Here is a 20,162-nt window from a genome sequence, read left to right on the forward strand (position 1 = left end):
GCGAACAGGGGGAGGGACCATGAGTACGCAGTGCCAGCGCCCCGCGTGCGAGGGCAGTTACGAGGACGTGGGCGGCGGTGAGCTGTACTGCGACACCTGCGGTCTGGCTCCGGTCGTCTCACCGACGGGCCTGGTGAGCTCGCCGCCGACCGGGATCGCGGGCGGCGGCGGGGCGAGCAGTCGGGGCAGCGGGGGCAGCGCAGGCAGTCGGGGCAGCAACAGCAGTTCGCGGGCCTCGTCCCGGGCCTCTTCGCGTTCCTCGTCCCGCTCGTCCACCTCGCGGCGTTCCGTTTCGGGACGGCTCTCGCGCTCGCTGTCCGGTGGCACCACGTCCCGTTCGGTGTCGGTGCGTTCCTCCGGTTCGTCCACGGGCGCGTCCGGCCGGGGCAGGCTGGGCGCGGGCCTGGTGGAGGTACCGGACGTGCCGCGTCCGGACCCGCGCTCGGCGGTGATGGCGAACCCGGAGGTGCCGGAGCGCAAGCGCTTCTGTTCGCGCTCCGACTGCGGGGCGCCGGTGGGCCGGGCCCGGGGTGAACGGGCGGGCCGTACGGAGGGGTTCTGTACCAAGTGCGGTCACCCGTACTCCTTCGTGCCCAAGCTCGGCGAGGGCGACATCGTGCACGGCCAGTACGAGGTCGCGGGCTGTCTGGCGCACGGCGGGCTCGGCTGGGTCTATCTCGCGGTCGACCGCGCGGTCTCCGACCGCTGGGTGGTCCTCAAGGGCCTGCTCGACACCGGTGACCAGGACGCCATGGCGGCCGCCATCTCGGAGCGCCGCTTCCTCGCCGAGATCGAGCACTCCAACATCGTCCGGATCTACAACTTCGTCGAACATCTCGACCAGCGCACGGGTTCCCTCGACGGCTACATAGTGATGGAGTACGTCGGCGGCAAGGCGCTCAAGGAGATCGCGAACGAGCGCCGCACCCCGGCCGGGAAGCGTGATCCGCTGCCGGTCGAGCAGGCGTGCGCGTACGGCATCGAGGCGCTGGAGGCGCTCGGTCATCTGCACAGCCGCAACCTGCTGTACTGCGACTTCAAGGTCGACAACGCGATCCAGACCGAGGACCAGCTGAAGCTGATCGACATGGGCGCGGTCCGCAGGATGGACGACGACGAGTCGGCCATCTACGGCACGGTGGGGTATCAGGCGCCGGAGGTCGCGGAGGTCGGCCCGTCGGTCGCGTCCGATCTGTACACGGTCGCGCGGACGCTCGCGGTGCTCACCTTCGACTTCCAGGGCTACACCAACGTCTTCGTGGACTCGCTCCCGGACCCGGACAACATCGAGGTGTTCCGGACCTACGAGTCGTTCTACCGGCTGCTGGTACGGGCCACCGACCCGGATCCGGCGCGGCGGTTCGCCTCGGCGGCGGAGATGGCGGAGCAGCTGACGGGTGTGCTGCGCGAGGTGGTGTCGCTGCAGACGGGGCGGCCGCGCCCGGCGCTGTCGACGCTGTTCGGCACGGAAGTTCGGGTCACGGACACGCAGTTGTTCGCCGAGCTGACGGACAATGTGTCCCGGCTGGGGGCACGGGCTGCCGCGTCGGCACCGTCCGGGCACTTCGGGCGGCGGCGGAAGGGGTCGGGTGCCGCTGCCGTGGGTTCGGGGCCCGTCCCGCCCGCGGTGCCGCCCGTCGGACCGGGGCCGGGCGCGCTGCCCGCGGGTGCGCCGGCCGCGGCCGGTTATGCCGCGCCGGGTGCCGGTCCGCTGACCGCACAGCCCACGCACGTCCGGGCCGGCGGCGCCACGGGCCCGAGCGGCACGGCCCTCCAGAGCGGCGCGGCCTTCCAGAGCGGCGCGGCCTTCTCGTACACGCATACCCAGGCCGCGATTCCGGCCCCCCGGCTGCCGGTCGGCGAGCCCGCTGCGCCGTCGGGTCCGTACGCCGCCGAAGGCCCCCGGCTGGCCAGGCTCGACGTGCCGTCCACCGCACTCGCGCTGCCCGTGCCCCGGGTCGATGCGAGCGACCCCAACGCGGGCTTCCTCGCCGGGCTGATGACCACCGCGCCCGCCGAACTGATCAGCGCGCTGCGGGCCGCACCCGCGCCGTCGCTGGAGACCCGGCTGCGGGAGCTGCGCGCCCGCCTGGAGATGCGCGAACTCGACGCCGCGGGGCAGGCGCTGACGGAGCTGGAGGGCACGTACCCGGACGACTGGCGGGTCGTCTGGTACCGCGGCGTCACCTCGCTGGTGACCGGCGACAACGAGAACGCGGCGCTCTCCTTCGACGCGGTGTACGACGCGTTCCCCGGTGAGCCGGCGCCCAAGCTGGCGCTGGGGATCTGCGCGGAGGTCCTGGGCCAGCTGGACAACGCCGCCGAGTACTACCGGCTGGTGTGGACGACCGACCCGAGCTTCGTCAGCGCCGCGTTCGGCCTGGCCCGGGTGCGGATCGCCGCCGGGGACCGGGCCGGGGCCGTCAGGGCGCTGGAGTCCGTGCCGGAGGCGTCGATCCACTACACGGCGGCCCGGGTCGCCGCGGTGCGGGCCCGGCTGCGCGAACGGGCGCCGGACGAGCCGCTGATCGCCGATCTGATGGCCGCCTCGGCCCAGGTGTCGGGGCTGGTCGGCTTCGGTCTGGACGCGGTACGCCGGGAGCAGTTGTCCACAGAGGTGCTGGGGACGGCGCTCGACTGGGTACTCTCCGGTAGTCCCACGGCTTCGTCCTCGGTCCCACAGGCGTACGCGTCTGCCGGGGCGGACAGGCCGAAGACACTGCTCGGCAGTGAGTTGGACGAGCGTGGCCTGCGTTTCGGGCTGGAGCGTTCGTACCGGATGCTCGCCCGGCTTGCGGAGCCCGGCGACGAGAGGATCGAACTGGTGGAGCGGGCCAACCGTTTCCGCCCCCGGACGTGGGTGTGAAAATGTCGCAGAAGCCCCAGGAGACGGCCTTGTCGAAGTGCCCCGGCTGCGAGGAGCCGCTGGAGCCGGGGGACCTGTTCTGCGGTGCGTGCGGGTACGACCTGTCGGCCGTGCCCGAACCACCTCGGGACCGCCCGACGATCGCCATGGCCGTGCCCAAGGAGAGCGGCGCGGAGTCCACCGCCCGCACTCCGGCGGGACACCCGGCAGCGGTCCGGTTCGACGGACCGGGCGGGTCGGGTGGACCGGAGGGGTCGGCCGGGGCAGGTGGACCGGGCGGGTCGGGCGACTTCGAACTGGCCGCGCCGGGGGCCGTTCCCGGAACCTGGCCCGGAACCGCGCCCGGAGCCGCACAAGAGGCCGGGGCCGCGGCCGGGGCAGCGGTACCCACACCCGATCCCCGTACCCCCGCCGCCGAGCTGTCCGCCACCCCGCCGGCCGGCACCAAGCTGTGTGTGGCCTGCCGGGCCGGCCGGGTCGACACCGACGGCTACTGCGAGAACTGCGGTCACGCCCAGCCGCGCGAGCGCGACCACATGGAGCAGGAGCTCGAATCGGTGGCCGCCGTCAGCGACCGGGGCCTGCGCCACCACCGCAACGAGGACTCGTTCGCGGTGTCGACCACCGCCCTGCCCGACGGTTCGCCGGCCGTCGTCGCGATCGTCTGCGACGGTGTCTCGTCGGCGAGCCGCCCCGACGAGGCCTCGGCGGCCGCCGCGAGCGCCGCCAACGAGACGCTGCTGGAATCGCTGCCGCGCGGCACGCATCCGCAGCAGGCGATGCACGAGGCGATCGTCGCCGCCGCCGAGTCGGTCAACTCCCTGGCCCAGGAGCCCGGCAGGGCCATGGAGCACGATCCGCACCGTCACCAGAACGCCCCGGCGTGCACCCTGGTCGGCGCGGTCATGGCGGGTGGCCTGCTGGTCATCGGCTGGGTCGGCGACAGCCGCGTCTACTGGGTGCCCGACGACCGCAGCAACCCGCCCGCCCGGCTGACCGAGGACGACTCCTGGGCCGCGCAGATGGTGGCGGCGGGCCTGATGAACGAGGCCGAGGCGTATGCCGACGAGCGCGCCCACGCCATCACGGGGTGGCTCGGCGCGGATGCGTACGAACTGGAGCCGCACACCGCGTCCTTCAAACCGGACCGGCCCGGTCTCGTGGTGGTGTGCACGGACGGCCTGTGGAATTACGCGGAGTCGGCGGCCGAGATGGCCGCGGCAGTGCCGGCCGACGCGCACCTGCGGCCGCTGCACGGCGCCCAGGTGCTGGTGGGCCACGCGCTCGACGGTGGGGGCCACGACAACGTAACAGTGGCTCTCCTGCCGTTCGCGGTGCCGTCGCAGGGGGCAGGATCGGCGTGCGGTGACACATGAGTCCCGTTCCGTAACGCTTGATTCCGATTCCGCCCGCCCATTCGACGTAGCCCGCGCACTCCCCGGTCCGCCAACTCCGCACACTCCACCCAGCTGTCTTCATCCGACACCTGGAGTCTCAAGGAGCCGATCAGATGGCCAACTTCTCCAAGTCGAACGTGCCGCAGTTCTCCGTCGAGGTGTACCAGAACGAATATCTGCCGGAGGGCGGTCGCGAGGTCAACGCCATCGTCACGGTCACCTCGACCGGAGGAGGAACGACCGGCGGCGTCCCGCTGTCCGGTGCGGCTGCGGCGCCTTCGAGCGTGCCGGGGCAGGCGCCGGGGGCCGCCGTGGTGATCATGGTCGACTGCTCCGGTTCGATGGACTATCCGCCGACGAAGATGCGCAATGCCCGCGATGCGACGGCCGCCGCGATCGACACCCTGCGCGACGGCACCTCGTTCGCCGTGGTTGGCGGCACGCACGTCGCCAAGGAGGTCTACCCGGGCAACGGGCGGCTGGCCGTCGCCGACGCGCGGACGAAGGCCGCGGCGAAGGAGGCGCTGCGCGCGCTCAGCGCCGGCGGCGGTACGGCGATCGGCACCTGGCTGCGGCTGGCCGACCGGCTGCTCGGCGCCGCCGATGTGGAGATCCGGCACGGCATCCTGCTCACCGACGGCCGCAACGAGCACGAGACGCCGGAGGATCTGCGGGCCGCACTGGAATCCTGCGCGGGCCGCTTCACGTGTGACGCCCGCGGTGTCGGCACCGACTGGGAGGTGAAAGAGGTCACAGCCGTCGCCGCCGCGCTGCTCGGCACGGCCGACATCGTCGCCGACCCGGCCGGACTGGCCGCGGACTTCACGCAGATGATGGAGAACGCGATGGGCAAGGAGGTCGCGGATGTCGCGCTGCGACTCTGGACGCCCGTCGGGGTCGAGATCAAGTTCGTGAAACAGGTCGCACCGACCGTCGTCGATCTGACCGGCCGTCGCACCGCGGCGGGCCCCCGCGCCGGTGACTATCCCACGGGTTCCTGGGGCGACGAGTCCCGCGACTACCACGTGTGCGTACAGGTGCCGGAGGCCGGTATCGGGCAGGAGATGCTGGCGTCCCGGGTCTCGCTGATCCTTCCCGACCCGTCGGGCGGCGCGCCGCAGACCCTTTCGCAGGGCCTGGTGCGGGCGGTGTGGACGGAGGACATGGTGGCGTCCACCTCGATAAACCCGCAGGTCGCGCACTACACGGGGCAGGCGGAACTGGCACAAGTCATCCAGCAGGGGCTCGATGCCCGCAAGTCGGGAGACTTCGACGGCGCGACGGCGAAACTGGGCCGTGCGGTGCAGCTGGCATCGGCGTCCGGGAACGAGGAAACTGCGAAACTGCTTTCGAAGGTGGTGGACGTCGTCGACGCGGCGACCGGTACTGTGCGACTGAAAGCGAAGGTCGCGGAAGCGGACTCGATGACACTCGAAACCCGCTCCACCAAGACCGTGCGCGTCAAGAAATAACCACACAGAGTCGGGCCGTCCGGCCGGAGCGATCCGGTGCCGGGTGGCGAAGAGCAGCAGAGATTCACGGCCTTCCGGGGCCGGACGAGGAGAGGGGGAAGCGCCGACATGCCGACCTGCCCGAACGGACACCAGTCGGGTTCCGACGACTGGTGCGAGGTCTGCGGACATCGCATGACCGGGGCGGGCGCGCCTGCGGGTGCAGTCCCCCCGCCGCCTCCCCCGCCGCCCGCTCGCGGTTACGGCTACCCGCAGGGCGGCCCCGGCCCGGACGCGACCCAGCAGGCCGAGCTCTGCCCGCAGTGCCGCACGCCGCGTGAGGCGATGGCGCCATTCTGCGAGGAGTGCCGCTGGAACTTCCTCACGAACACCGCGACGTCGTACACGCCGCTGGCGCCGCACGGCGTTCCCGGCCCTCCGCCGGGTCTCAACCTGCCGCCTGGCTTCCAGGCGCAGCAGCAGCCGGGCCCCCAGCAGCAGCAGCGCGACCCGTTCGAGTACCAGAGCTCGCGCCCCTCGCAGGTGAACCGCCCGGCCGAGCCGCTCTCCCCCGACCAGGGCAGCCGCCCCGGGCCGCCCCCGCTCCCGGGGCCCCAGTCGCCGCAGCCGCCGCAGCCGTTTCAGCAGCAGGGGCCGCCGCCGTCCTTCCAGCAGCAGTCGGCACCGCCCCCGCCGTTCCAGCAGCAGTCGGCGCCGCCGCCCTTCCAGCAGCATTCGGCGCCGCCCTCGTTCGAGCGGCCCGGTCCGCCCGGTCCGCCCGGTCCGCCCGGTTCGCCCGCCCCGCCTGCGCCGCAGCAGTCGCGGCCGCCGCAGTCCGGCGATGACGACGACTGGATGCTTTCGCCGCCGTCCCGGACCCAGGCTCCGCAGCCGCCGGCCGCACAGCAGCAACCACCGCAGTTCCCGGGCCAGAACCAGCCGCCCGCGAGCTGGACCGCGGTCATCGCCCCGGACCGTGAGTACTTCCTGGCGATGATGCAGCGCAGCGGCCCCGAGGCGACCGGGCTCAACCTGCCCGCGTACTCCCCGGAGCAGCAGCTTCCGCTGGCGGGCAACCAGATCACCATCGGCCGCCGCAGGCAGAGCACCGGTGAGTCCCCGGACATCGATCTGTCCGTGCCGCCGGAGGACCCGGGTGTCTCGCACCAGCACGCGGTGCTGGTGCAGCAGCCGGACGGCAGCTGGGCCGTGGTCGACCAGAACTCCACCAACGGCACCACGCTCAACGGCGCCGAGGACCCGATCCAGCCGTACGTCCCCGTGCCGCTCCAGGACGGCGACCGGGTGCATGTCGGGGCGTGGACGACGATCACGATCCGCCGGGACTGACCGCGGACCGGCTGCGTACCGGCCGCGGACCGGTCCGCGCTACCCGTTGGGCAGTGGCCAGACGTACGGCCCCTCGGGGTCGTCCAGCCAGGCCCACTGCCGCCCGTCCTGGACCGTGATGCCGAACCTCTCCCGCTCGGGGCGGCGCTCGCGCTGCCACAGGGAGAGGGCTTCGCGCGGGTCGAGGGCGGCCCCGGTCAGCGTCAGCAGGAACTGGAAGAGCTGGTTCTCGCTGACGCGCCTGGGCAGGGCGCCGAGGTGTGGGCGCCGCACGGGCCGCGGCAGTGTGCCGCGCAGCGGTACGAAGTACGCGGGCGTGTGCAGGAACCGGCCCTCGGCGTACTTTCCGTGTTCCCCTTCGCTCACCCGGAGCGCGATCAGTCCGGTGGCGAACGGCGCCAGTATCCGTGCGCCCGTCACGCACTGGTCCAGCCAGGACTGCGGTACGCACGGCAGGGTGCAGGTCGCGATGATCCGGTGGTACGGACCGCGCGGGGGCCAGCCCCGTGTCCCGTCCCCGGTGATCACCGCGGGGCGGTATCCGGCCGCCGCCAGATGCCGGCGTGCCGATTCGGTGATCTCCGGGTCGAGGTCGACGGTGGTCACGGCGTCGTCGCCGAGCCGGTGCGAGAGCAGCGCCGCGTTGTAGCCGCTGCCCGCGCCGATCTCCAGGACCCGCTGCCCGTCCCGTACGTCCAGCTCTTCGAGCATCCGGGCCATCAGCGACGGCTGGCTGCACGAGGAGATCAGCTCACCGTCCCGGATCCGGGTGGCCAGGGCCCCGTCCGCGTACGCCCCGCGCAGCCACTGGGCCCGCCTGACCGGGTCGGGGTCCTCGCACCACAGGCGGTCCGCTCCGCCGCCGACGTAGTAGTACGGCACGAACAGATGCCGCGGCACCTCCTCGAACGCGGCCCGCAATGCCGGGTCGGTCAGGTCCCCGCCGGCCACGATCCCGCGCACCATCGCCCACCGCTCCTCGGCGGCGGCCGTGGCGAAGGGATCCGGGCGTGCGTCGTCCATACCTCCACCTTCCTGCGCGCGGGGCCCCGGGGCCAGGAACCGGGCCGGGTTCCGACTGCGCGGGTCCGGCGGCGGCGGGGGTCCAGCGGCTCGGGTCCGGCGGCGGGGTCCGGCGGCGGGGTCCGGCGGCGGGGTCCCATGGCTGGAGTCCGCGGTCCGGAGTCCTAGGACCAGGGACCTCGGCCGGTACGTCTGCGACCATGGACGGGTGACTGAGATTCCGCGCGACACGCTGCAGGAGCAGACCTTCTACGAGCAGGTCGGCGGCGAGGAGACCTTCCGGCGCCTGGTGCACCGCTTCTACCAGGGGGTTGCCGAGGACCCGCTGCTCCGGCCGATGTACCCGGAGGAGGATCTGGGCCCGGCCGAGGAGCGGTTCAGGCTGTTCCTGACGCAGTACTGGGGTGGGCACCGCACCTACAGCGAGCAGCGCGGACATCCGCGGCTGCGGATGCGGCACGTCCCGTTCCGGGTGGACCGGGCGGCGCACGACGCGTGGCTGGGCCACATGCGGGTCGCTCTCGACGAGCTCGGCCTGGCGCCGGAGCACGAACGGCAGTTGTGGGACTACCTCACGTACGCCGCCGCCTCGATGGTGAACACCGAGGGCTGAGGTCCGTTCCGGCCGCTCGTGGCACACGGTGCGGCGGGCGGCGGGCGGCGGACTGCCAGGGCTGATCACGGCGCCGGCGGGCCGGCGGTTCGGCCGGCCACTCAGCCCGCGCCCACCGACACGGCGAGCGTGCCGAGCCCGGTGCCCGGGCCGCGCAGGGCGATCGAGCCGAACGGGGTGCGCAGCCGCAGCCAGGATCCGGCCGCGAGCAGGGCGACCGGGAAGTCGGGCGACGGGCGGAGGAAGCCGAGGGACTGGGCGGCGTGGACGGCCCGCAACGGGAGTTCGGTGCGTCCGACCGCGCGTGACCAGATCTCGCGTCCGATCAGGTCCCGCTCCGCCCGGGTACGGCGCTCCTCGGGCAGCGCCTCGTCGCGGGAGCGGAACTCCGCCACGGCGGCGGTGACCGCCGTGCGCAGGGTGACGGGACCGGGCAGGCCCGGCAGTTCGCGCCAGCCGCCGCGGGGCGGGAGGACACCCGTCCACGGCGGCCCGGTGACGGGTGCGGGCAGGGCGCCCGAACCGGCTGTCGCCGCGCCCTCGACGTCGAGGGATTCGAGGAGTTCACCGGCGGACACCGTGACGTCGAACTCGTGCGATCCGGCCAGGTGCGCCGCCCGGATCGCCAGGACTTCGAACGACGGCGGCCTGCCGAACACTGCCAGCGCGCTGCCACCCGCCTGCATCCGCACCGCCGCGGCCCGGTCGTAGTGGAGCAGCCGACCGAGGAAGGCCGCGAGATCCGCGGCCTCCCTCGCGTCGGCGAACTCCAGCGACCGTACGGGCACCGTCATGCTGCGGCGGGCTCCTCGGCCAGGTACTGCTGGAGGAAGAGCTTCTCCTCTGCGGAGATCCGCCGGGGCCGCTCCTCGGCCAGGTCGTACGGCACGACGACGGTCGAGGCCCGGACGTACACCTGGTCCGGGTCCTTGATCTCGTACGCGATCGTCAGCGACGCGGCGCCGATCTTCGTGACCCACGACTCGACGGTCACCGGCTCGTGCCGGTGGACCAGCGGGCGCACGTAGTCGATCTCGTGCCGGGCCACGACGGACCCGCCCGAGAAGGACGGCGAACCGTCCCCCGGCGCCAGCCGGAACATGAAGTCGATGCGCGCCTCCTCCAGGTAGCGGAGGAAGACCACGTTGTTGACGTGGCCGAAGGCATCCATGTCCGACCAGCGCAGCGGGCAGTTGTAGATGTGGCGTGCCAAGACGATCAGCCTCGCGTGAGCTTCTTGTACGTGGCACGGTGCGGGCGGGCCGCGTCCGCGCCGAGGCGCTCGACCTTGTTCTTCTCGTACGACTCGAAGTTGCCCTCGAACCAGTACCACTTGGAGTCGCCCTCGTACGCCAGGATGTGCGTGGCGACGCGGTCCAGGAACCAGCGGTCGTGAGAGATGACCACAGCGGCGCCCGGGAACTCCAGGAGGGCGTTCTCCAGCGAGGACAGGGTCTCGACGTCGAGGTCGTTGGTGGGCTCGTCGAGGAGCAGCAGGTTGCCGCCCTCCTTGAGTGTCAGTGCCAGGTTGAGGCGGTTGCGCTCACCACCGGAGAGGACGCCGGCCGGCTTCTGCTGGTCCGGGCCCTTGAAGCCGAACGCGGAGACGTACGCCCGCGAGGGCATCTCGACCTGGCCGACGTTGATGTAGTCCAGCTCGTCCGAGACGACGGCCCAGAGGGTCTTCTTCGGGTCGATGTTGGCGCGGGACTGGTCGACGTAGGAGATCTTGACCGTGTCACCGATCTTGACGGAGCCGGTGTCCGGGGACTCCAGGCCCTGGATCATCTTGAACAGCGTGGTCTTGCCCGCGCCGTTCGGACCGATGACGCCGACGATGCCGTTGCGCGGCAGCGTGAACGACAGGTCGTCGATGAGGACCTTGTCGCCGAAGGCCTTCGAGAGGTTCTCGACCTCGACGACGATGGAACCGAGCCGCGGGCCCGGCGGAATCTGGATCTCCTCGAAGTCCAGCTTCCGCATCTTGTCCGCCTCGGCCGCCATCTCCTCGTAACGGGCGAGACGGGCCTTGGACTTGGTCTGCCGGCCCTTGGCGTTGGAGCGGACCCACTCCAGCTCTTCCTTGAGCCGCTTGGCGCGCTTCTCGTCCTTGCGGCCCTCGACCTTGAGGCGGGTGGCCTTCTTGTCGAGGTACGTGGAGTAGTTGCCCTCGTACGGGATGGCGCGGCCGCGGTCGAGCTCCAGGATCCACTCGGCGACGTTGTTGAGGAAGTACCGGTCGTGCGTGACGGCGACGACGGCGCCCGCGTACTTCGAGAGGTGCTGCTCCAGCCAGTTCACCGACTCGGCGTCGAGGTGGTTGGTGGGCTCGTCGAGGAGGAGCAGGTCCGGGGCCTCGATCAGCAGCTTGCAGAGCGCGACGCGGCGCTTCTCGCCACCGGAGAGGTTCACCACGGGCCAGTCGCCGGGCGGGCAGCCCAGCGCGTCCATGGCCTGCTCCAGCTGGGCGTCCAGGTCCCAGGCGTTGGCGTGGTCCAGGTCTTCCTGGAGCTTGCCCATCTCGTCCATGAGCGCGTCGGAGTAGTCGGTCGCCATGAGTTCGGCGACCTCGTTGAAGCGCTTGAGCTTGCCCATGATCTCGGCGGCGCCGTCCTGGACGTTCTCCAGGACCGTCTTCGTCTCGTCGAGGTGCGGCTCCTGCATGAGGATGCCGACACTGAAACCGGGCGACAGGAACGCGTCACCGTTGGACGGCTGCTCCAGGCCCGCCATGATCTTCAGCACCGTGGACTTACCGGCGCCGTTGGGGCCCACCACACCGATCTTCGCCCCGGGCAGGAAGCTCAGATTGACGTCATCGAGGATCACCTTGTCGCCGTGCGCTTTGCGCGTCTTGCGCATGGTGTAGATGTACTCAGCCAAGAGAAACCGTCCGGCAATCGATGTGTGGGCAGATACACCCCATCTTGCCTGACGTCCATCCCAGGATGGAAACCAGTCTCATCGGGGGCCCGTGACCTGCCCCTTCACTGTCCCCGTTCGTAGCTGATCTGTCACTGGTTGTCGCCGCCCGTCACTGCCGAGCACCCTCGCACGGCCCAGGGACGGCCCAGGAACGATCACTCGGCGGACGTCGCCCACTCATCGAGCCCGATCTTCACCTCGGGCTATCGCCCGGTGGGAATCTCGTAAACGATCTCGCACAGGGCGGCGGGAACGACGATATCCGCGGTCTCCACGGGTCGGCCTTGGTCGCTGTAGTACGTCCGCCTGATGTGGGTGACAAGAGCGGCCTTCTGGATACCGAGAAGCGATGCTTCCTCGGTCGTCGCCTGCCGCGGTTCCGGCTGCTCGACAGCGTGGCTGACCGTGATGCCGATCGCAGCCATACGGTTCACAACGCCTGCCCCGGCGTGCGGCCCTCCCTCGGGGAGAACGACGAGCGTGCCGGCGGTGAGGTCGTAGGGCTCCCAGCTCGCCGACAACTGCACCGGCTTCCCGTCGGCCAAGAACTCGTACACGGTCCGGACGCACAGATCGCCTTCGGCGACACCGAGCCGCGCCGCGATCTCCGCCGGTGCCGGGATCTTGGCCTCGGTCCGGCTCTCCCAGTCCCCGCGCTTGCCCACAGCCTGCATGTCCGCACGGAACGGGGAATCGTCACGCTGCTCGCGCGCCGAGGAACGCACCACCCGGACACGCCGTCGAGGTTCGGCGACATAGGTGCCGGAACCCGCACGGCCTTCCAGGACTCCCTGTGAGATCAGCAGCTCCTGCGCCCGACGGACCACGTTCTCGCCGACGCCGCACTCCTGGCCGATCTGAGCCCGTGGGGGCAGCCGGTCCCCCGGCGTCCACTCATGCTCCGCGATCCGTCGTCGGAGAACGTCCGCGATGCGGAGATAAGGCGGCTGCTCAGGCATATGGAAAATCTAGTCCACTAGCTCTAATCTAGTTAACTAGCTTCACGTACCGTGATCATTCGGCGACGGAGATACCTGTGCCCGCTTCCGAACTGAGCGCCGAGGACATCGCCGCCCGGTTGTCCGCCGCCGGACTCACCACACGCGTGGAACAGCACGCCCAACACACGTCGATCGAAGCGGAGATGCCGGACACCTTCCCCGCCGAGTCATGGCGGGAGGTCTTGGAAGTGGTGACAGAGGCCGATCGATTCGGGCTTATTGCCAGCAACGCGAACGGCCGCACTTTATGGGCCGCCATACACAAAGCGGCCCCCGCGACGGGCGACGTCCGGGGACCTGGCCATCAGCGATAGGAGCTGATCAGCGTGTTCAACCGTATCCGCCGTGCCGTCTCACGCACCAGTGAGCGGTACCTCCCGAAGGGCCGGCACCGCCGCCCCTCAACGCCTGCCCGATCCAGAGTCGTTCACCTCGGACACTCCGACTGGCCCACGCTGTTCATGGGGCAGCACCGAGGCCGCATGGACGTTCTCGCAGGCGAGGAGACCGCGCTCGTCCGCCCGTATGTGCTGGCCAGCGAGGAACGTACTAAACGACGCTCGACGGCCGTACCTCACGATCCCTTCGCGCACACCTGGTTCGCACCGGCGGAGGCTCTCTGATGCCTCCCCGTCAGCAGCCACGTGTGACGCACGCGAAAGCCGTTCCCTACAGGTCGAGTTCGTGCCTTATCGGCACGCACCATGAGTGCGCGCATTCCTCCCCCGCCGTGGCACCGATCGGCGTCCCCGTGGTCTACGAGGCATGCGACTGCCCCTGCCATCCGGCGGTCGTCCCCATCGCACCGAGGGAGGTGGCCCAGTGAGGAGATGGGCACCCAGCGGTGCGCTGGCCGCCAACGTCGAGATCACCTCGGCCAGCGTGCAGCGTGGCGACGTCATCCAGATCGGCGGTCAGCCGTGCCGCGTGGCCGACCTCTTCCAACTGCCTGGTGAGGCAAAGCGACTTCTTTTCGAGTCGGGCGAACTGCTGACCATGCATTCCCGGACCCGGCTCGTCGCCCTGCGGGTGCTGAGAAGGCGGTGATTCAATCCGTGGCTTCCCGCCGTCATGTCATCGCCGACGACCTTCGGAGGCAGATCTCGACCGGCCAAATCAAGGCCGGCGAACGTCTCCCTTCCGAAGCGCAACTCGCCTCCCACTACACGGTCAGCACGCCGACACTGCGGAACGCACTCGCAGTCCTCCAGGGCGAAGGGCTCGTCGAGAAGATTCACGGCAGGGGGAACTTCGTCCGTCACCCCCTCCGCAGAATCACGTACGTAGGCGGTGGTCGCATGCCCGACGCGCAGACCGCGGCCGATGCGGCGCTACGCGTCAGCGTCCGCACCACCAATCTCCGGGCGCGAGGGCATCTGACCACTCTGCTGAGAGTGTCGGCGCGCAGCCCACTGACCGAATTCCTCTGCCTCAGTCACGAGGGGAAGTCACCGCACAGCCTGGCTCGTATCTACGTCCCTCGCGACCTGGCGCCGGCCGACGTGCCCGGCAAGTCGCTTTGGTACGAGGGGGTGGAGGCGCGGCTGGCAGAGCTCCGCCCGCCACTGGCCGAGGTCTGGGAGAAAGTCAGCGCACGCTTCCCAACACCAGAGGAAACGGCCACTCTTCGGATCAGCTCAGCCCTAGCCGTTCTCGCGATCACCCGCGTGGCAACCGACACCACTGGACGCGTGGTCGAGGCGGCGCTCCTGGTGCTCCCCGGCGACCGCGCCGACGCAGTCTTCACCACCCACCACGTGACCAAGGAGAGGGGGACGGAAGGATGACGGCCCACAACGAGCTGCGACTCCTCCCGTGGTCGGGACCCGAGGGTAAGCGCTGCTTTCTGAGTGCCGACGACAGCAGCGGCCACCTGTCGCGCCTGGCTGACGACACCGAAGCGGTGCAGCTCGGCGTGGCGGCCGAGCTCCTGGAGCACGCGTCAGAACTCCTCGGCGACGAAGAGACGGAGCCGGAAGAGCTCCGTCTCCTGGCAGCGGACCTGACTGCGTCCCTGCGGGACGTACATCGCGTCGCGACGAGCCGCGGCCACCGCCTGCCGGCGCTGGCTCTCCCCGCTCGTGACAGTGACGACGAAGGCCCAAGGCTGCCAGCGGCGGCCTTCGGCTAGCAGTAGCGCACATCGAACGGCAAAGAAGCCCCAGACCGAGTCTGGGGCTTCTCTGCTTGGTCCGGCCAAGCCCGTCAAGGTCACCCATTGATTGCCTCCGCAACATATCGCTGCGGGGGCATCGGAGGTGGACGAGAGCGCTCGGTCCGCGGTGTTACGTGGTGGCTAAAGCTCGCAGCAGTCAAGCGCTTAGAAGGCGCCTGCCCAGCTTCATTCTTTGGCAGGGTTGACCTAGGCCCTCTCGCTCTCGCACTCACGGCATGCGGGAACTTTGTCAATCCCCTGATTTCGTAGAGACCTTGTTATGCAACTTGGCCCTGATGGTGGGTGTGGTTGCGTACTTCTTGGATGGTGTTCTCGAACGTGACGGGCGGCTGCCCGCCGGCGGCGCTGTGGCGCCTCCTCGTGTTGTAGAAGTCGGTGATCCAGGTCGCGGTCTTGATCCTGGCCTCGGCCCGGGTGTCGAAGCGGTGCCGGTGGACGTACTCGACCTTCAGCACAGAGTGGAACGACTCCGCGGCGGCGTTGTCCAGCGCCGACCCCACGCGCCCCATCGACTGCACCACGCCCCACCGGCCGCAGAGCTGCTGGAACGCCGCACTGGTGTATTCCGAGCCGCGGTCCGAATGAAAGATCACGCCGTCCACCTCGCCACCCCGGGTGGCGATCGCCATCTGCAGTGCGGCGCTGACCAGGGAGGTGTCGTGCCGGGAACCCATGGCGTAACCGAGTGCCCGGCGGGAGAACGCGTCGTGGACGGAGGCAAGGTAGAGCTTGCCCTCGCCGGTGTCGATCTCGGTCATGTCGCCCCACCACAGCACGTCCGGAGCGATGGCGTCGAACCCGCGTCGCACCAGGTCAGGAGAGGCTTTCCGTTTGCCCTGCCGCGTCAGCGACTTGCGTCGACGCGGCGGCCTGCGGCCCTGGAGGCCGAACTCGGCCATGATGTCGGCGACGGTGTTCCGCGACACCTGCCAGCCCTCCTCCCACAGATCCAGCGTGATCCTCGGCGAGCCGTACGTTCTGCCCGACCGGTCGAAGAAATACCGGATCCTCTCCGCCAGCTCGGCCCGTCTCACCTCGCGTTTCGTCGGCCGGTCAGGGCGCCGGTGCCACTTGTAGAACCACGCCTCCGACACCCCCAGAGCACGGCACGAGACGCGATACGGAATGCTGCACTCGGTCTTCTGGCCGCTGATCACCCCGACGACAGCCGTCGGGTCCGCCGCAGCTACTTCACCCAGATGACCACGACGCGTTTGAGGACATCACGCTCCATGACCAGCTCCTTGTTGTCCTTCCGCAGCTGGGCGTTCTCCCGCCGCAACCGGACCAGTTCCTCGCTCTCCACCGCCTGGCCGGCCCCGGCCCCGCCGACCCTGCGGGCCCGCGAGACCCAGCCCGCCAGCGTCGTCTCGTTGATCCCCAAATCCTTCGCGACCTGCCCGACCGGCTTCCCGGTCTCGGTCACGATCCGCACAGCCCCCTCACGGAACTCCGCGTCGAACTTCCGCCTCTTCTCCGCCATGACTCCCAACTTCCCCTGCAGTCACGGTCTCTACGCTACGAGGGAAGACTCAACTTCGACGTGCATTTGACAGGGGCGCATCGCCACGATTCCCGCCACTTGTCAGTGAGTTGGTGAGGCCCCAGCCCGTGAGGCGCGGTCAGGGCAACGACACCCTGCTCGGTGAGTGCTGGGTCGATGTAGGCGCACAACGTACTCACACTCGGCGGCCTCGTAGGCACCACCACCGTGCTCCTCACTGACGGCGTACGAGGCCAACACCGATGTACGGCGGCGAAAATGCGATCGTACGAGACTCCCTGGAGCCTCTGGAGGATGGCTTCGAACGCATACAAGACGCCCCCCATGGCTCCGATGAGGCTCTCGGGGACGAGAATGCCGGCGGCGAGCTCGCGTCGCTCTTCCTCGGTGCCCTCGCGCCAACTCGCTGTAGGCTTCTCAGCCATGGCGGGACCTTACAGAGGGCCACTGACAACGGCACGTGCCGACCACTCACGACTCCGACCCCTGCTGTAGCCGGTGTTGGCGCAGGTGGCAGCTGTCCGAGCCCTCGCGTTGAGGCTTCCAGTCCGCGAGTGGTCCACAACCGACGTCTTGGCCTCTTGGTGAATACGGTTGGTAAGGCTTGCGTGGTCGCCCTGCAACAGTGACCGGCGAGCCGAACTCAGCGATCGATCATGTTAACGAGTTCGCCCTCCAAGGTCCGGCCCCCCGTGCTAGTCATGCAGCATGACTAGCACCCGTGGTGACAGACAGCGTCCGGTCGACCTGCCTGCGGCGGCGTTCAAAGCCCTGGCGGAGTCGCTTTTTGACGAGGAAGGCAATCCTGTGCCCTTCACTCTGCGGGGCAAGGGAGAGACACAGGACGACCCCTTCGATGAGCACATTGCCGACATTCTGGAGAAAACTCTACCGTCAGAGCTACGCGTTCTGCGCGCTGGTAAACCACTCGTCAGTCCCGACATCGTGTTGGCGCGGCCGGAGGAGTACCAGTTGCTGGCTCGGGGGGGAGAGGATTTCGATACAAGGTCGATTGTCGCGATTGAAGTCAAGAAAGTTGCGCCGGACAAGAAGACCGGACGGCCAGCACGCTCGTCCGGCATGGACTACAACAGCACTCCTCCATGTGAAACTGTAAGAGTTTACTCCAGTCGGAATGAGGAGATCATAATACCGGCTTATTACCTATTCGCCCTCCTTGGGCAAATGGGTGAAGGGCAGGCGTATGTCGAAACCATGGCGCTGGTCACTGGTTCTGCCTTGAGTAAGGATACTGATCTATACGATCGAATCACGGGGAAACGTAAGAAGTCGATCCATCTGGGCACTTACGGAGACGGTGCTGATCGGCAGCGCCCGATGCTGGTCTTCGCTAATCCTCTGGGGTGGCCTTGGATGCAGGGGAAGGCAACGCTGATAAGTGATCGCGACGACCTGCACGTTGAGTCGGGCGAGCTAGCGAATGTACGTCAAATAACTCGCGCTTGGCAGTTTCCGAACGAGGGAAATTCGAGACTGGAGCGCTTTCATTGCTACCGCCTTGCCGTTCTTGATTCGAGGTATGAAGGCTCTGTTCACGAGCCTTTCCCGACGCCTAAGAATCGAAAAGAAGAAACCGCTCAACGTGGCAGATTCAAGATCGACTTGGCTTCTGACTCGATTTTCTAGAGCTGACTTCGAGTTCGGCCGCGACCCTAAGCACTTCCTTATCTGCCTCAGCGGTCAACTCTTCAACGCTCGCGCTATGTCCAGGAAGTGTATGCAGGGCGAGGATCGATCCTCTAACCACAGACTCAACATCTGCGTAGCCGACGCTGATGCCCGCTTGCTGGCATTCGCGTAGGGCAGTGACAGCCCGCTCGCGCACCGCTTCCGCGGTAGTGACATCCAGGGGGGATTGCCCGCGGAGACGACATACAACGATCGAGTCCAGGTTGGACGGGTCGGCCGCGCTGGACTTGGTTGTGCTGGTACTCATCTCAGCCTTGACCGGCTGCACCGCAGTGATCGCGAGGCCGGCGGCCTCCAGCGCCTTGACCAACTCCACCCATCCGGTGATACGAGCCTGGTGGAATGTGAAGGCGAGGAGGCCCTTCGGCTTCAGTAGGCGGGCGCATTCCTTCCAAACCGCTGCGATAGCTCGCCCAAATTCTGCCGGATCGGCCGACTGCACTTCCTCGGTGTGGCGGGTGGTAGAGGCGTGCGTCGGATATCCATCGAAGGGTTGGATCTTGCGGAGCCATGCATGGAAGAAGTCAGCGAGCTCGCTGTAGTGGACATTGTCCATGAAGGGAGGATCGGTGATGACCAGGTCCACCGATCCATCGGGAAGATCGAACGAGGCAGAAGATCCGGAGCAAACATAAGCGCTAGCTCCTTCCGTCACGATGTCTTCAGCGTCGCCGAGTGCAAGAGAAAGCGGCTGCGAAAGACCGAAGACTCGCTCGGGTTTGTCGCCCATAGGCACAAGGTCGTGCGGCCGCCGCTTGTACTCCCAAGCTCGGATGATGCGCGACTGGTACAGCGTGGAGAAGGAGCCGGAAGATGCAGGCGTGCCCCACGGGTGTGCCTCGAGTGGCGTGCGCTCAGGCTTTAGAACGTGGTTGGAGAACATGTGCCGAACAGCGCCAGTCCCTTCTCCCTTGAAGGAGCAGAAGAGATTGTTGAACTCCAACACACCTGAGAAAAGGGCGGCTAGCGCCTCGCGTTCCGGACTCGGATTAAGGTCGCGGATGGATGCCCCGAGTAGACCCAAGCTGTAGAGCTGGCGAGCGTTAAAGAATTGCTGCCACTCGCGATAATTCCAACGGATAGCCTGCCGAGTGTTGTTGCCGTCATCGAGAGCGCCGGTGGGTAGGACAAGATCCAGCCGTTGCTTCTCCAGCAAATTCTCGGCTTCTTCATAGAGCGCAAGATCGAAATCATCGATCGGCTCATATTGTCGAGAACCGTCTGTACCGATTACCTGTTTCGCGTACATACGGAGCTTCGGAGGCTGGTCGCCGAGGGCGTCAAGAACCTTTGTTGTATGTCCCTGGTGGCAGGTCATGCTTGCACGATTTACCGGACCGGCCAGATCTGAAGTATGCCCGCAGGAGCGGCAGGTGAGTTGCTCGTCCGTCACAACGTTAACGATTTCGATGGCATGACAGCGTGGGCACGTCGCCTTACTGGCCGGGTACTTTTTAGGATAGGCATGTTGTGCGAAGACGTACCGACTGAACAGCTCGACCGGGGGTGCGTCCGAGGGGCACTGTGGGCAGGGCGCAAGGGCGACCCAGAAGTAGTAGAGGACAGGCCTGCCGTGCTTGTCCCGGTGTAGCCGGTCGATTTCGGGACGGACTTGTGCCTCCACGTGCTTGAAGACGCTGTCCAGAGCTGCGCGATCCCATGAGGCCAGCGCCTGTCGCTGCACAAGCGTTGCTACTGGGTTGATGTCTCTGCCGATGACCTTTGCGCCCATCTTGGCTGCTTCAGCCAGCGTGGTTCCTGAGCCAGCGAACGGGTCACAGACAACAAGCCCATCAAGCCGCAATGCGTTGCTGTAGCAGTTGATCGCGTCCTGTTCGTCTTCAGAGACGGCGGCTGCCAGGATTCCGCGGAAAACTGAGCCGAGTCGTTGTGCCCACCACTTGTGGGTGTGCGTGGCTGGACGGTGCACTTCCTTGCGCCAGGACTCTCGCTCCGCTGCAGCCGACACCACTCCGGCAGGGAAGGCATGTTCCAGCGCCGTCTTTGCCGGGACCGCGCTCCGACTGATCTGCGCCGGCTCCTGCCCGACAGCGCCGAACATGCTCTCTTGCTCATAGCTCGTCACCATTTGCACCTCCAGGTTCTCTCTCAGTATCTCCGGTCGCTGCCGGGGCGCGGGCGTCGC

At 68.3% G+C, this 20,162-nt stretch carries 19 protein-coding genes; 11 read left to right on the forward strand and 8 right to left on the reverse strand.

Going from position 1 to position 20,162, the window contains the following annotated elements:
• Positions 1 to 19: 19 nt before the first annotated feature.
• From OH735_RS12295 to OH735_RS12310, 4 genes are all read left to right on the forward strand, one after another.
• On the forward strand, positions 20 to 2,866 hold the full coding sequence (locus tag OH735_RS12295) for a tetratricopeptide repeat protein (RefSeq protein ID WP_406381459.1): 2,847 nt from the start codon (positions 20 to 22) through the stop codon (positions 2,864 to 2,866).
• A gap of 2 nt (positions 2,867 to 2,868) precedes the next feature.
• Positions 2,869 to 4,242 (forward strand): protein phosphatase 2C domain-containing protein, encoded by a 1,374-nt coding sequence (locus OH735_RS12300; protein WP_406381461.1) that lies wholly within the window; start codon positions 2,869 to 2,871, stop codon positions 4,240 to 4,242.
• A 134-nt stretch (positions 4,243 to 4,376) separates the two neighbouring features.
• Entirely contained in the window at positions 4,377 to 5,735 is a 1,359-nt protein-coding gene (locus OH735_RS12305; RefSeq protein ID WP_406381462.1) for a vWA domain-containing protein, read from the forward strand.
• Between the two features lie 108 nt (positions 5,736 to 5,843).
• Entirely contained in the window at positions 5,844 to 7,064 is a 1,221-nt protein-coding gene (locus tag OH735_RS12310) for an FHA domain-containing protein (RefSeq protein ID WP_406381463.1), read from the forward strand.
• A 39-nt stretch (positions 7,065 to 7,103) separates the two neighbouring features.
• Here the strand turns inward: OH735_RS12310 and OH735_RS12315 are convergent, their stop codons facing one another.
• Positions 7,104 to 8,087 (reverse strand): methyltransferase domain-containing protein, encoded by a 984-nt coding sequence (locus OH735_RS12315; RefSeq protein ID WP_406381465.1) that lies wholly within the window; start codon positions 8,085 to 8,087, stop codon positions 7,104 to 7,106.
• Positions 8,088 to 8,295: 208 nt separating this feature from the next.
• Here OH735_RS12315 and OH735_RS12320 point away from each other — a divergent pair, with 208 nt between their 5' ends.
• Positions 8,296 to 8,700 carry a globin gene (locus OH735_RS12320; protein WP_406381466.1) on the forward strand — a complete coding sequence of 135 codons (405 nt, stop codon included), beginning with the start codon at positions 8,296 to 8,298 and terminating at the stop codon, positions 8,698 to 8,700.
• A gap of 101 nt (positions 8,701 to 8,801) precedes the next feature.
• Here the strand turns inward: OH735_RS12320 and OH735_RS12325 are convergent, their stop codons facing one another.
• The 4 genes from OH735_RS12325 to OH735_RS12340 all read right to left on the reverse strand — a co-directional run bounded on the left by OH735_RS12325 (position 8,802) and on the right by OH735_RS12340 (position 12,584).
• The gene (locus OH735_RS12325; protein ID WP_406381467.1) at positions 8,802 to 9,494 is read right to left on the reverse strand and encodes a hypothetical protein; all 693 of its coding nucleotides are present in this window, start codon (positions 9,492 to 9,494) and stop codon (positions 8,802 to 8,804) included.
• Positions 9,491 to 9,913 (reverse strand): thioesterase family protein, encoded by a 423-nt coding sequence (locus OH735_RS12330; protein ID WP_114244550.1) that lies wholly within the window; start codon positions 9,911 to 9,913, stop codon positions 9,491 to 9,493. Before OH735_RS12330 ends, OH735_RS12325 begins: the two co-directional genes overlap by 4 nt.
• Before the next feature lie 5 nt (positions 9,914 to 9,918).
• Positions 9,919 to 11,583 carry an energy-dependent translational throttle protein EttA gene (gene ettA, locus OH735_RS12335; protein ID WP_406381468.1) on the reverse strand — a complete coding sequence of 555 codons (1,665 nt, stop codon included), beginning with the start codon at positions 11,581 to 11,583 and terminating at the stop codon, positions 9,919 to 9,921.
• A 245-nt stretch (positions 11,584 to 11,828) separates the two neighbouring features.
• Entirely contained in the window at positions 11,829 to 12,584 is a 756-nt protein-coding gene (locus OH735_RS12340) for a GntR family transcriptional regulator (RefSeq protein ID WP_406381469.1), read from the reverse strand.
• A 77-nt stretch (positions 12,585 to 12,661) separates the two neighbouring features.
• Here OH735_RS12340 and OH735_RS12345 point away from each other — a divergent pair, with 77 nt between their 5' ends.
• From OH735_RS12345 to OH735_RS12365, 5 genes are all read left to right on the forward strand, one after another.
• Entirely contained in the window at positions 12,662 to 12,940 is a 279-nt protein-coding gene (locus OH735_RS12345) for a hypothetical protein (RefSeq protein WP_406381471.1), read from the forward strand.
• 168 nt (positions 12,941 to 13,108) lie between these two features.
• On the forward strand, positions 13,109 to 13,249 hold the full coding sequence (locus OH735_RS12350) for a hypothetical protein (protein ID WP_256259558.1): 141 nt from the start codon (positions 13,109 to 13,111) through the stop codon (positions 13,247 to 13,249).
• A 199-nt stretch (positions 13,250 to 13,448) separates the two neighbouring features.
• The gene (locus OH735_RS12355; RefSeq protein WP_406381473.1) at positions 13,449 to 13,673 is read left to right on the forward strand and encodes a hypothetical protein; all 225 of its coding nucleotides are present in this window, start codon (positions 13,449 to 13,451) and stop codon (positions 13,671 to 13,673) included.
• Positions 13,674 to 13,681: 8 nt separating this feature from the next.
• Entirely contained in the window at positions 13,682 to 14,413 is a 732-nt protein-coding gene (locus tag OH735_RS12360) for a GntR family transcriptional regulator (protein WP_406381475.1), read from the forward strand.
• Positions 14,410 to 14,757, forward strand: a complete 348-nt coding sequence (locus OH735_RS12365) for a hypothetical protein (protein WP_406381476.1) — start codon at positions 14,410 to 14,412, stop codon at positions 14,755 to 14,757. The genes OH735_RS12360 and OH735_RS12365 overlap by 4 nt, the downstream gene beginning before the upstream one ends.
• 302 nt (positions 14,758 to 15,059) lie before the next feature.
• Here OH735_RS12365 and OH735_RS12370 read toward each other — a convergent pair whose 3' ends face one another.
• Both OH735_RS12370 and OH735_RS12375 read right to left on the reverse strand, forming a co-directional pair.
• The gene (locus tag OH735_RS12370) at positions 15,060 to 15,959 is read right to left on the reverse strand and encodes an IS3 family transposase (protein ID WP_406381478.1); all 900 of its coding nucleotides are present in this window, start codon (positions 15,957 to 15,959) and stop codon (positions 15,060 to 15,062) included.
• Positions 15,960 to 15,988: 29 nt separating this feature from the next.
• Positions 15,989 to 16,285 carry a transposase gene (locus tag OH735_RS12375; RefSeq protein WP_406381479.1) on the reverse strand — a complete coding sequence of 99 codons (297 nt, stop codon included), beginning with the start codon at positions 16,283 to 16,285 and terminating at the stop codon, positions 15,989 to 15,991.
• A gap of 729 nt (positions 16,286 to 17,014) precedes the next feature.
• Here OH735_RS12375 and OH735_RS12380 point away from each other — a divergent pair.
• Positions 17,015 to 17,953 carry a hypothetical protein gene (locus OH735_RS12380; RefSeq protein ID WP_406381481.1) on the forward strand — a complete coding sequence of 313 codons (939 nt, stop codon included), beginning with the start codon at positions 17,015 to 17,017 and terminating at the stop codon, positions 17,951 to 17,953.
• Here OH735_RS12380 and OH735_RS12385 read toward each other — a convergent pair.
• Positions 17,919 to 20,105: a DNA methyltransferase gene (locus tag OH735_RS12385; protein WP_406381483.1), complete on the reverse strand. Its 2,187-nt coding sequence runs from the start codon at positions 20,103 to 20,105 to the stop codon at positions 17,919 to 17,921. The two genes, OH735_RS12380 and OH735_RS12385, sit on opposite strands and share 35 nt — an antisense overlap.
• Positions 20,106 to 20,162: the final 57 nt, after the last annotated feature.

Origin of the sequence: Streptomyces sp. NBC_01618 (assembly GCF_045209435.1) — a bacterium.
Classification (GTDB): domain Bacteria; phylum Actinomycetota; class Actinomycetes; order Streptomycetales; family Streptomycetaceae; genus Streptomyces.